The sequence below is a fragment of the Acinetobacter endophylla genome (genome assembly GCF_053543775.1).
The window spans coordinates 43,402-56,656 of record NZ_JBLVOM010000314.1; the positions used below are offsets into that span (position 1 = coordinate 43,402).

Annotated in this window: 10 protein-coding genes; all 10 read right to left on the minus strand. The window is 44.9% G+C overall.

Annotation, left to right across the window (positions count from 1 at the left end; all coding sequences use genetic code 11):
* Positions 1-552 (minus strand): FAD-dependent monooxygenase (locus ACNPNW_RS17460; RefSeq protein ID WP_448767259.1); only part of this gene is annotated, 552 nt, incomplete at its 3' end.
* A 72-nt stretch (positions 553-624) separates the two neighbouring features.
* Positions 625-5,100: a glutamate synthase large subunit gene (gltB, locus tag ACNPNW_RS17465; protein ID WP_448767287.1), complete on the minus strand. Its 4,476-nt coding sequence runs from the start codon at positions 5,098-5,100 to the stop codon at positions 625-627.
* 449 nt (positions 5,101-5,549) lie between these two features.
* Entirely contained in the window at positions 5,550-6,428 is an 879-nt protein-coding gene (locus ACNPNW_RS17470; RefSeq protein ID WP_448767260.1) for a hypothetical protein, read from the minus strand.
* 10 nt (positions 6,429-6,438) lie between these two features.
* Positions 6,439-7,518, minus strand: a complete 1,080-nt coding sequence (aroB, locus tag ACNPNW_RS17475) for a 3-dehydroquinate synthase (protein WP_448767261.1) — start codon at positions 7,516-7,518, stop codon at positions 6,439-6,441.
* Between the two features lie 28 nt (positions 7,519-7,546).
* A complete protein-coding gene (gene aroK, locus ACNPNW_RS17480) occupies positions 7,547-8,083 on the minus strand; it encodes a shikimate kinase AroK (RefSeq protein ID WP_005101380.1) in 537 nt (178 codons plus the stop codon).
* Between the two features lie 36 nt (positions 8,084-8,119).
* Entirely contained in the window at positions 8,120-10,288 is a 2,169-nt protein-coding gene (locus ACNPNW_RS17485) for a type IV pilus secretin PilQ (RefSeq protein WP_420937435.1), read from the minus strand.
* 17 nt (positions 10,289-10,305) lie between these two features.
* Positions 10,306-10,833, minus strand: coding sequence for a pilus assembly protein PilP (locus ACNPNW_RS17490; protein WP_004732447.1), 528 nt, complete (start codon positions 10,831-10,833; stop codon positions 10,306-10,308).
* Entirely contained in the window at positions 10,833-11,543 is a 711-nt protein-coding gene (gene pilO / locus ACNPNW_RS17495) for a type IV pilus inner membrane component PilO (RefSeq protein WP_448767262.1), read from the minus strand. Before pilO ends, ACNPNW_RS17490 begins: the two co-directional genes overlap by 1 nt.
* Positions 11,540-12,178 carry a PilN domain-containing protein gene (locus ACNPNW_RS17500; RefSeq protein WP_071851535.1) on the minus strand — a complete coding sequence of 213 codons (639 nt, stop codon included), beginning with the start codon at positions 12,176-12,178 and terminating at the stop codon, positions 11,540-11,542. Before ACNPNW_RS17500 ends, pilO begins: the two co-directional genes overlap by 4 nt.
* Positions 12,178-13,236, minus strand: coding sequence for a pilus assembly protein PilM (gene pilM, locus ACNPNW_RS17505; RefSeq protein WP_005263891.1), 1,059 nt, complete (start codon positions 13,234-13,236; stop codon positions 12,178-12,180). Before pilM ends, ACNPNW_RS17500 begins: the two co-directional genes overlap by 1 nt.
* Between the last annotated feature and the right edge of the window lie 19 nt (positions 13,237-13,255).

Here is a 13,255-nt window from a genome sequence, read left to right on the forward strand (position 1 = left end):
GATTTCTGGACGTTTGTCAACCACGACAGGTTTTACCCCGTTACGCACCAGAATATCCGCACAGCCAAGTCCTGCAGGACCTGCCCCGATAATCGCGACTTTTTTATTGGTCCATTGCACATTGGACATATCTGGACGCCAGCCCAATGCAAAGGCGGTATCATTGATATATTTTTCTGCATTTCCGATCGTCACTGCACCGAAACCGTCGTTCAGGGTACATGCCCCTTCACACAGACGGTCTTGCGGACAAACACGGCCACAGACCTCCGGCAAGGTATTGGTCTGGTGACACAATTCAGCGGCTTGGAATAGACGGCCTTCAGACACCAGTTTTAACCAGTTTGGAATGTAGTTATGTACCGGACATTTCCACTCACAGTAAGGGTTACCGCAGCCTAGGCAGCGATGCGTCTGATTGGCTGCAATTTCCGCTGTATAAGGCTTATAAATTTCCACAAATTCTGCTTTGCGGACCTCAATCTCTTTTTTCTCTGGATCTTGGCGTGCGACATCCAGGAATTGAAAGTCATTATTCAGGCGTTCTGCCATGTCTCTCTCCGTGGGGAGATGTAAGGGGTTCACAGTTGCCTTACATCTGCCTATGTTTCTGCAGTAGTGGAATTATTGTGGATCAGCTTGAGTTGTTTTTAACAGCGTTTGCAAGTTGGCTGCTTTTGGTTTTACCAACCAGAACTTGCGGCTGTAAAAGTCAAACTCATGGCGGATCTTGTACGCCCAAGCACTACCCGTTTCTTTAATATGTTCATCCAGGATACGACCCAGGAAGGCTTTATGCTCTTCCATCGCTTCGGTGGAAATACGGTTCAGCTCAATCAGTTCATGGTTATAATGATCAACGAAGTCATTATCCAGATCAAGTACATAAGCAAAACCACCAGTCATACCTGCACCGAAGTTATGCCCGACTTTACCCAACACAGTCACGATACCGCCAGTCATATATTCACAACAATGATCACCTGCACCTTCAATCACCGCAAATGCACCCGAGTTACGCACCGCGAAACGCTCGCCCGCTGTACCCGCTGCATATAACTTACCGCCAGTCGCACCGTACAAACAGGTGTTCCCAATAATCGCGGTATTTTGGGTCTGGAATGGCGAACCTTTCGGTGGGAAGATCGAGATACGACCACCGGCCATACCTTTACCAACATAGTCATTGGCATCGCCTTCCAGGCTGATATGCAAGCCACCAGCATTCCAGACACCCAGCGACTGACCCGCAGTACCATTCAAGTGAACTTTCACCGGATGGGCTTCCATGCTCAGGTTGCCATAACGTTTCGCAATTTCACCAGACAGGCGTGCACCAATCGAACGGTCACAGTTACCGATCGTGAAGCTATATTCACCGCCAGTTCCTGCTTCGATGGCAGGTAGAATCTCATCCACCATTTTTTCAGCCAGAATCCCTTTATCGAATGGTGCATTGCCTTGAACCTGACAATACTGTGCTTTACCTTCTGCAGCAGGATGCGACTCAAGCAATTTGCTTAAATCAAGATGTGCATGCTTTGCAGTTTCACCCGGCAAGACTTCCAGCAGATCAGTACGACCAATCAAGTCTTTCAGACTCGATACACCAAGTGCTGCCAGCCATTCACGGGTTTCTTCAGCAATAAAAGTGAAGAAGTTGATCAGCATTTGTGGCTCGCCAATATAATGCTCTTGACGTAAATGGTCTTGCTGGGTTGCCACACCGGTTGCACAGTTATTCAAGTGGCAGATACGCAGGTATTTACAACCCAATGCGATCATTGGGGTTGAACCAAAGCCGAAGCTTTCTGCACCCAGAATTGCTGCTTTGACAACATCCAGACCGGTTTTTAAACCGCCATCTGTCTGTACGCGAACTTTACCACGCAGGTCATTCACACGAAGGGCCTGATGTGCCTCAGAAAGACCCAGTTCCCACGGTGAACCTGCATGATGAATTGAAGAAAGTGGAGAAGCCGCTGTCCCGCCATCATAACCAGAAATGGTAATGAAATCGGCATACGCTTTCGCTACACCTGCCGCAATCGTACCGACACCCGGTTCAGAAACCAGCTTAACTGACACCATCGCCTGTGGATTAACCTGTTTTAAATCAAAGATCAACTGTGATAAATCTTCAATTGAATAGATGTCATGATGCGGAGGTGGCGAAATCAGGGTAACGCCCGGCACAGAGTAACGTAAACGGGCAATGAGACCATTCACTTTACCACCCGGCAACTGACCACCTTCACCTGGTTTTGCACCTTGCGCGACTTTAATCTGGAGAACTTCTGCTGATGTTAAATAAGCAGGCGTTACACCAAAACGGCCCGATGCAATTTGTTTGATTTTCGAGTTACGGATAGTGCCGTAACGCGCTGGATCTTCACCGCCCTCACCCGAGTTTGAACGACCGCCAATCGTATTCATGGCAATCGCAATCGCTTCGTGCGCTTCAGGCGACAATGCACCCAAAGACATGCCGGCAGAGTCAAAGCGAGGTAGGATCTCTTCCACAGATTCCACTTGTTCGACTGGAATCGAGTTGTCTGTTTTCAGTTTAAATAAGTCACGGATCGTTGCGATCGGACGGTTGTTCACCAGTTCTGCATATTCTTTAAAGTCTGCATAATTACCCGAACGTACTGCTTTATGTAGCGAGTTGATTACATCCGGGTTAAAGGCATGGTATTCCTTGCCGAATACAAATTTCAGCAAGCCGCCCTGATCAATTGGTTTACGGTTTTTCCAGGCAATATCCGCCAACTGTTTCTGGTCATTTTCAAGATCGACAAAAGTGGCACCCTGAATACGGCTTGGCACACCGATGAAGCATTTATCCACCACTTCATTAGATAAACCCACTGCTTCAAACAACTGACCACCACGATAAGAAGCAACCGTAGAAATACCCATCTTCGAAAGAACTTTCAGTAGACCTTTTTCAATCCCCTTACGGAAATTGTTTTGTGCATAAATCGGATCACCCAATAACTCACCTTTGGCAACCAGATCATTGATCACGTCATAAGCAAGATATGGATAGATTGCCGTTGCACCAAAACCAAGTAGCACTGCAAACTGATGTGGATCACGGGCAAAACCGGTTTCAACAATCAGGTTGGCATCGGTACGTAAACCAGTCTGGATCAGGTGATGATGCACCGCACCGGTGATCATGAAAGCATTGGCAGGCAAGTAACCTTCACGGATTTTCTTGTCTGAAAGTACCAGCAAAGTTTTACCATCACGAATCGCCTGTGCAGATTCTTCACAAATACGCGCAATCGCCGCTTGCAGACCTTCGGTTTCAGCATAGTTCAGGTCGATATCTGCAATTTCATAACCGGCACGACCTAGCGTACGGATCTGATGCATTTTCGAATTAGACAGTACAGGGCTGGAAATGATCAAGCGGTCGGCATGTTCAGGTCCTTGTTCAAAGACGTTTTGTTCACGACCTAAACAGGTTTCCAGTGACATCACAATCGATTCACGTAACGGATCGATCGGTGGGTTGGTCACCTGTGCAAACTGCTGGCGGAAATAATCCGACACATGACGCACCTGACGAGACAATACCGCCATTGGCGTATCATCACCCATTGAGCCAACCGCTTCCTGACCGCTTTCAGCAATCGGACGCAACAACTGGTCACGCTCTTCAAAGGTCACCATGAACATTTTTTGTGCCGCTTTCAGGCCATTACCTTTTAAGCCTTGATCACATAAATATTCTTCCAGCTCTGGACTGCCTTGCAAACGTACAGAATTTTCACGTAACCATTCACGGTATGGACGCATACGTTTCAGATGATTATTGACATCTTGCGTATCCAGCACCTTGCCGGTTTGCGTGTCGATGACCAGCATTTGGCCAGGACCGACACGGCCTTTAGAAATTACATCTTCAGGTTGATAACCCCAGACACCAATTTCAGAAGCCAATGTGATATAACCATTTTTGGTGATGACCCAACGCGCAGGACGCAGACCGTTACGATCCAGCATACAGATCGCATGACGACCATCCTGAATCACCAGACCTGCAGGACCATCCCAGGCTTCCATATGTTTTGAGTTGAATTCATAGAAAGCACGAAGATCAGCATCAAGTGTTTCCACGTTCTGCCAGGCAGGCGGAACCAGCATACGGAGTGCACGGAACAGATCCATGCCACCGCCAACCAGAATCTCCAGCATGTTATCCAGGCTTGAAGAATCTGAACCGGTACGGTTCACAATTGGATTCAGTTCAGTTAAACCCGGTAATAACGGATTTTCAAATTTTGGTACACGCGCCATGGCCCAGTTACGATTCGCAGTAATGGTATTGATTTCACCATTGTGTGCCAGGTAACGGAACGGTTGTGCCAAAGGCCAGCGTGGCAAGGTATTGGTCGAGAAGCGCTGATGGAAGACCACAATATGTGATTCCAAACGTGGATCAGCCAGATCTGTATAAAAATCTGCAATCGCTTCCGGCATCATCAAGCCTTTATAGCTGATGACCGTTGAGCATAACGTCGTGACATAGAAAGACGTATCATTGCTTAACAGCTGCTCTGCACGACGGCGTGCCAGGAATAACTTACGGTTAAATTCAACCTCAGTCACCCCCATTGGACAGTTAACAATAATCTGTTCAAATGCCGGCATTGATCGCAACGCAATTTCACCCAATGCATCTACATTGGTGGGAATCACACGCCAAGCTAAAACGATTAGACCTTCAGCTTCAATCTCTTTGTTTAAAACCTGTTTGGCGTGTGCCGCAAGTGCAGGATCAAGATTTAGGAATACTGAACCTACAGCAAAGACTTCACTTAAGGTGGTATCGCTTAAGCGTTTTGCTTCTTCACGGAAGAATTTTTTCGGCATTGCCAAGAGCAGACCACAACCATCTCCCGTCTTGCCATCTGCGGCAATACCACCACGATGGGTCATACAACTCAAACTATGAATCGCGGTCTTGACGAGATCATGGCTAGCATCACCCTGCATATGGGCAATTAAACCGAAACCACAGTTATCTTTAAACTCATCCGGTTGGTATAAACCTTGAGCGGGAGCTACATTATTAGGCGATGGCATGTGCATAGCGTACCCTTCTTTCACGAAGCCTCAACAGGCTATTAAACAATCTAAATTTTTCTCTGCGCTGGCGTCTAATGGACTTTCGAAGACCGTCTTGGTAGAGCAAAAGCATTTTTCTTTATTTCTTCAGACTAGTCCTTTTTTAGACTAAATGCATAACAAATAAAGTTTATTCTGCTCATGAATAACATAAAAATCTGGAATAAATATGACATTCATACGGTGTCATCGAATCATTTTTCGCGCTAAAACAGGGAGATTAATTCAATTCATGCACCAATAAAGCAAATTCCATGCCAACAAACAGCGCATAAATTAAAACAATACAGATGACAAAGATTTAGCGCAGAACAGCACTCTAAGGGTTAATTTTAATGTGCATTTTTTGCACCAAAAGCGCTCATTTTTAATTCTTTAATTTTTTTGATGCGCTATTTTAGACCGAACTAATTAAATGGATCACTAATCTCGTTATTTTGAGGACGAGGATTACCACCCTGAGCAGGTCGATTATTGTTATTTTGCGGTTGAGGCGTGCCTTCTACAGCACTTTCAGATTTCTGTACATCGACTACATTTCCCGATGAATCACGGCGCACAATGGTGGTACTAGTAGTTGCAGCATCAGAGCTACGCGGCTTAGGCTCAGCTTGGGTTTGCTGCTGTCTAAGTCGTACAGATTCATCTACTTTCGGCAAAGGCACATTTTTTAAACGAATTTCGTAAAGCTTTTGATTACTGGCCAATTCCTCTGAACCCAGATTATTGACCTGACTGACATATTGCTGCATTTGCACGACTTCAGGTTTAACTGAAGCCGGTAAATTTAACTTCAGTGTAGAGAGTGCCTGATTGGCTTGTGCCGCCGTCTTATATTGACCATACAACAATACATATTGTTCTGGCTGATTTTCACCCGAGATTCTTAAATAAATAAAAGGCTTACGATCGGACTGTTTTTTAAGAAAACTTTTTAAAATGGCTTCATTGGTCACACGAAATAATTCAATTGCATGCTGGTTTTTCGCTTCATTGACAAATTTGGTACCGCGAAATTCCGGCTCATGACTGGCATTCACGACGGTACGTGTATTCAGGTCCAGCGGTTTCACTTCCTGAAAAAGCGCACCAAGATGGGTCATTGTGGCTACTTTTTCCGGCTGAATCTGCAACTGAACTTCAGTTTCAGGCTTTTTTTCAATTTCGACGATGTCATCTGAATCAGTCACCGCCCAAAAAACTAAGGCAGCAAATAGGCAGCATACACCACAGACCAGCCAGAAATAATGCTGAATCTTTTGCCAAGGAGTATGTAATGCTGCCATAAAACTAAACCTATGCCTGACTGGCTAAAATTGCCTGTTTCATTAACTCGAGATCAAAGTCTCGGGTAATCACTGCTTCGCCTAATTGCTTTAATAACACCAGACGCAATTGTCCATTTAAGACTTTTTTGTCATGGGCCATATAGGCCAGAAAATCATCCAGAGGGATTTTAGGACAAACGATAGGTAATTGGGCACGAGAAATGATTTTTTTTGTACGTTCTAAATCTTCTTGAGAAATCCACCCCATACGCTGTGACAGATCCGCAGCCATCACCATACCGGTGGCAACAGCCTCACCATGTAGCCAGACACCATACCCCATGTAGGATTCAATCGCATGCCCAAAGGTATGACCTAAATTGAGTAAAGCACGTTCCCCTTGCTCCTTCTCATCATTGGCTACAATCCGCGCCTTATGCGCACAGGAACGATAAACGGCTTCAGCCAATAATTTCTCATCACGAGCGACCAGCGCATCCATGTGTTCTTCAAGCCAGACCAGAAATGACTCATCGCCTAGCAGCGCATATTTAATCACTTCAGCCAGACCTGCTGAAAGTTCGCGGTCCGGCAAAGTAACAAGCTGCGACATATCCGCCAGCACCACCTGCGGCTGCTGGAAAGCGCCAATCATATTTTTACCCAGAGGGTGATTAATCCCGGTTTTTCCACCAACACTTGAATCTACTTGCGACAGCAAAGTCGTCGGTACTTGGATAAAGTATACACCGCGCTGGAAACAGGCCGAAGCAAACCCGGCCATATCTCCAATGACACCACCACCCAGCGCAAGCACAGTACAGTCCCTGTTAAAACCGGCTTCAAGCAGTGCATCAAAAATCAGATTCAGATGCTGGCTATCCTTGTATTTTTCACCATCAGGCAAAATACAGGTCGCAACACGTTTGTCCAGAGCCTCAATCGCCGTTTGATAACGCTGCAAATAAAGTGGTGCAACCGTAGTATTGCTCACAATCATTACTTGCTTGCCATGAATATAGGGTGCCAATAAGGCCTGTGGATCCAGATCGCTCCCGATAAAAATAGGGTAACGACGTTCTCCGAGTTCTACATATAAGGTTTGCATGCTTGATTAACCACTTTATTCAATGAACTTAGTTTTTGGAAGTAATGAGATTGAGAATCCGCTGCGCCAGATCACGCGCAGCACCCTGATTGGTCTCAATAATATGATGCGCTACTTCACGATACAAGGGATCGCGGACCGCCAATAAATCACGTAACTTTTGTTCCGGATTTTCGACTTGGAGGAGGGGACGGTTTTTATCGCGATAGGTACGTTGCAGTTGAATTTCAACCGGCGTATAGAGATAGACAACAATTCCGCGCTGTTTCAGATAATCCCGATTTAAGGTCTGAGTAATGGCCCCACCACCAGTGGCTAAAACCAGATGGGGACGTGAGGTAAGGTCATTAATGACAGCAGTTTCACGGTCACGAAACCCCTGCTCCCCTTCTTTTTCAAAAATCCAGGGAATGGTCGCGCCTGTTTTACGTTCAATTTCATGATCACTGTCTAGAAATTCACGCCCTAACAATTCTGCGAGATGTCGTCCTACTGTTGTTTTACCGGCCCCCATCGGCCCTACCAAATAAATATTTGGCAGGGTTTCAAACTCTTTGCTTGGCAAGGAGTCACCTATTCGTTTTGTTAAATTCAAAATATATTAATGATTTCTTGAAACACTGTCATTAACAATTCGAGGTGTAACGAAAATCAGTAGCTCACGTTTATTATCCGACTTTAAATCTTTACGGAATAAACGTCCTACATAAGGAATATCCCCCAGGAAAGGTACCTTAGTTTGTGCATTACGGGTTTCTTGCTCAAAAATACCGCCTAGAACCACGGTTTCGCCATTGTCCACCAAGACATTGGTAGTGATCTGGTTTTTGTTAATAGTGAGCTGTCCAGTCGGTGTCGGGTTACCCGGTGAGTCACTGGTAATATTGAGTTCCATCTGTACTTTGCCATCTGGCGTAATGCTTGGTGTGACATCCAGACTTAGCGTAGCATCAATAAATTCCGTAGTAGATACTGCATTCGCACCACCACCCTCTGCTGACTGATACGGAATTTGAGAACCAGAGGCAACAGTTGCTTTCTGCTTGTCTGCAGTCAGTACTTTAGGGGTAGAAATCACCTCACCATAGCCATCTGCCTGAAGTGCAGAAAGCTCAAGATCCAGCATAAAATCAGAAAGGCTGATCAAACCAAAGGAAATACGACTGGCACCTGAACTGGTTACCCCCAAATCCACATTTAAGTTATCTGGTCTTTGAATATCGTAGGTCCAGCGACCTGTTTCACTATCTAGTTCTGGCTCTCTAAGATCCCATAACGTCGTGTCACTACCACCGACCAGAAGATTATTATTGTTGGTAATTCCTTGAGACAGAATCCCCCACTTCACTCCCATTTCTTTGGTGAAGTCCGTGGTAGCTCGCACAATACGTGCTTCAACCATTACCTGCTTTACCTGTACATCGAGCAGATCTACCATATTACGGATTTTATCAATAAAAGGCTGGGTATCATTCACAATAATAGTATTGGTTCGTGCATCAATAGACACAGAGCCACGTGAACTCAATAAGCTTTCTCTCTCATCATTATTTGTAGTGTTACTCGAACTACCTGAACTAGATGCGCCTTTATTCTGCGTAATCAGTTTCTCAATATCAGCGGCTTTGGCATAACTGAGCTGCATATATTCCGTTTGGATAGGCGCAAGTGCAACACTCTGCTTAATCGCCTTAGCTTCTTCCTCTTCAGCCTTTATCAGCTCTGTAACTGGTGCGATCCAGATCACATTGCCATTGCGCCGTTTATCCAGATTTTTGGTTTTCAGCACAATATCCAGCGCCTGATCCCAAGGTACCTCTTTCAAGCGCAAAGTAATATTGCCTTGTACACTGTCTGCGGCCACCATATTAATATCAGTGAAGTCAGCTAAAAGCTGTAAAACACGACGGACTTCGATATCTTGGAAATCTAAGGAAATTTTCTTGCCGGTATAAGCCACAGTTTTAGGACGTAATGGGCTCTTAGCTTCCGGACGTTTCAAGCTGATGGTCAGCTTGTTATCAGTCTGATAAGCCATATATTCATAACTTTCCGCAGACTGAATCGTAATGACTCCTGAACCATTTTGATTCACAGCATCCACACTTGATACCGGAGTCGCAAAATCAGTCACATTAAGACGGCGGGTCAAATGAGCCGGAATCTTGGAACCTAAAGTGCGCACAATAACCTTGGTACCCTGCTGCTGTACATCAACAGGAGTATTATTCCCTAATAGATCAATAACGACCTGGCCCTCACCTTGCGCACCGCGCTGGAAACCAATGTTGCTAATACCCTGAGCTGACTGTTGCTGCACAGGTTGAGTTATGGCCACAGGAGTTGCCGAGTTAATTTTAAGAATAAAGGTATTGCCTTCCACGCGAGTCGTAAAGGCTCCGGCTTCGGTCAGATTTACCGTCAGACGTGCCCGCTGCGCATCCGAAGTGACATCGACCGAACTGGCTTCACGTGTTGCCACCGGAATACTGCTTTGTTTTAAATTCTGTTGGGCCTTGTCAAAGTCCAGAATCAAACGTGATGGTGATTCTAATTGATAGGCCTGTGGTTGTGGCGGCAAACCATTGAACATCACCCGAATCTCAGTTCCTTGTCCAGGAAGCTGCATGGGTACTACATTGGTCATTGAAACCTGCGCACTGGCCGCTTGCATCACCGCAATCGCAACAGCACCCATGGAAAACTGACGAAACACACGATTCATTGTATTAACATCCCCAAAAATAAATTCTTTAATACTCTTATTCATTGTTATTCCTTTAAAACTTATGGCGCCGGCCCGATAAGAACCAGACTTCGCGGACGTTCCACATATCCCTCACGGCCATCTGGAATAATCTCAATCAAATCGATCTGTGTTGGTGTAATTCCAACCACACGACCATGATTAAGTCCCATATAGCTACCACGTTGAATCCGCTCAACCTCACCATCAGGCGTCTGGATTAAAGCCAGAATTTGTCCTGCCTGATTGCGCATACTGCCTTTCATGGTCAATGTTTCGAGCGGATAACTTTCTAGCGGTTGCAGTTGACGTGATAGGTTTGGATAAACCCGTTTCCCCGCCATAATTTTCAGTTCAGCAGCCAGAGAGCTTGGTAAAAAAGGGCTTTTGATCTGATGTGCTGCATAGTTGAAGGTTTCAACTGGCATAAAATCAGGAGCCGGTTCAATTGGCAAAGGTGGCTGATTACGAATATTGGCCATTTCCTGATTGACAGCATCAATGCGTGAATCGCATCCCAATAATAAAAACCCAAGTGTTAAAGCCGAAGTAATCTTAATGTTCTTCATTACTGCGCCCCCTGAGTAGTGCTATTAGCTGCAGCGCTTTCCGCATTACCGACATAACGATAAGTTTTGGCTTTCACCACATAATCAATGACCGGAATTTCAGATTTTTTCTCTTTGTTTTCAGTACCGGTAATGGTGAAATCATGTAGTGTAACGATACGCGACAAGCCGGCAATACTGCTCACAAAGGAACCAAAAGCATGATAATCGCCGGTCGCTTCAATTGAAATCGGCTGTTCAATAAAGAACTCTTGTTTAATTTCAGGTTCCAGACGGATATTTTTAAACTTCAGGCCTGAATTCACACCGCTCAGGTTAATATCTTCAACCAGACCCGGAATTTCAGTTTCTTTCGGTAACTGTTCTAACTGCTGGTTAAAACGAGCTTCCATTTCCTGAAGCTGGATTTGATATTGTTGTAAGTTGCGTAATTTGGATTCTTTTTCACGGAATTCATTCAGCAGGTTTTGTTCCTGGGCACTGGCTTGTGAAATTGACTCAATCGTGCTTCTGATCATAACGAAGTAAATCACAGCAAAGGCCAGTGCGACAATAAAAATCCAGCAGGTAATTTTGACCGATAAAGGCCAGCTACCATAGTTATTTGGATCTAATGTATTGAATTGCTGAAAAAACTTTTCAACAGTCATTTTATTTTTGGGTACAGCGACGACATCCTGGCTGAACTCATCGAATTCTTCATTACTCATGATGATGCCCCCGTAGTTGTAGTGACTGCTTGTTGTTCTTCGTTAAGTACTGGCTGAGCGATCTGATCCAGATCTACCGTCACGGTAAAACTACCATAGGACTCTTCCACACGTGGAATAATCGAGCTCGGCGCCTTTTCTTTGACTTCTTCAGCCACTAGAAAAGCGTTCATAAAGGCATTTCGATACCAAGATGAAGCTTCCAGATTACGGAGCAGTTCTGCTACCGTATTTGGACTTTCAGCCCGACCTTCAATGGTAAACTTGTCGCCGATACGCTGGAATTTGGTGATATACATATTGCTTGGGGTCACCCGTACAATTTCATCAATCAAATGCACCGCAATCGGACGCTGGGTTTGTAAACCTTGAATGAGTTTCATTCGTTCGACAATCGCATTACGCTGTTCTTGCAAACCTTCAAGCGCCTTTAACTGCACATCCAGATTCTGGTTGGTGCTTTGAATCAGCTGATTGGCCTGCTCCTGATCTTGAAGCTTGTGATCATAATAAAACCAGGTTGAACCCGCTGCCGCTAATCCCAAGAAAAGCGCCCCCACGCAGATTGCCACGAATTCATTATTTCTTTTAATTCTTAGCTCATCACGCCAAGGAAGTAAGTTAATTCTTGCCATTAATCAAAACTCCTTAATGCCAAACCGCATGCAACCATGAGTGATGACGCGTCATTTTCGATTTTTTTAATATCAATTTGAGGAGAAAATCCCATTTGTAAAAATGGATTCGCGATCGTGACACGGTAACCGAGTTTTTGTTGTAATAATTTTGCCAGACCTGGAATATTGGCATTCCCGCCGGCCAGTAAAATATGGTCAATCTCATTGAACTGAGAGGATGAAAAGAAGAATTGTAATGAACGGGCTGCCTGTTGTACGACAGCATCCAGAAATGGTTCTAGGACTTCAATATCATAATCATCCGGCAAGGCACGGGTTTTTTTAGCACGCCCAGCTTCTTCAAAGGATAATCCATAACGATTCTGAATTTCCTGAGTCAATTGCTTGCCGCCAAAGACCTGCTCACGGGTATAAATAATCTTGTTGTTCTGCATCACCGACAAGGTCGTCATACTATGACCGATGTCTAAAATACCAACCGTATTGACCCCCATCGGTAAAGTGTCAGAAAATACCTTAAAGGCATTTTCCAGCGCAAAACTTTCTACATCTGCAATCTTAGGCGTTAGACTGCTAATCTCTAAAACTTCAGAACGCGCTTCGACATTTTCAATTCGGGTAGCGACCAGCAGCACATTGACCCGGTTCGGATTGGCAAGACGGTCTGGCAGAACTTCAAAATCCAGACTTGCTTCATCGAGTGGGAAAGGAATGTATTGTTCCGCATCTTCACGAATCTGAACTTCACGTTCATCATCTGACATGTCTGCATCCATCTCAATGATTTTGGTGATGACCATTGAAGTTGGAATTGCAAAAGCGGCCTGATTCGACTGGGTATTACCCAAATTAATTGCACGCCCAAGGGCATCAGCGACTGCTTCTGGGTTTAAAATGTTTTTTTCAACAACACTGTTTTCCGATAATGGGATCAAAGCATAGCTCTCTACCCAGTAACGGCCACTTTTTACAGAAAGTTCTAAAACCTTAACAGAAGTCGAACTAATATCGACTCCTATTAACCCCTTATTTGGTTTACGATATAACCTGCGCACAATACACTTCCTATTATTT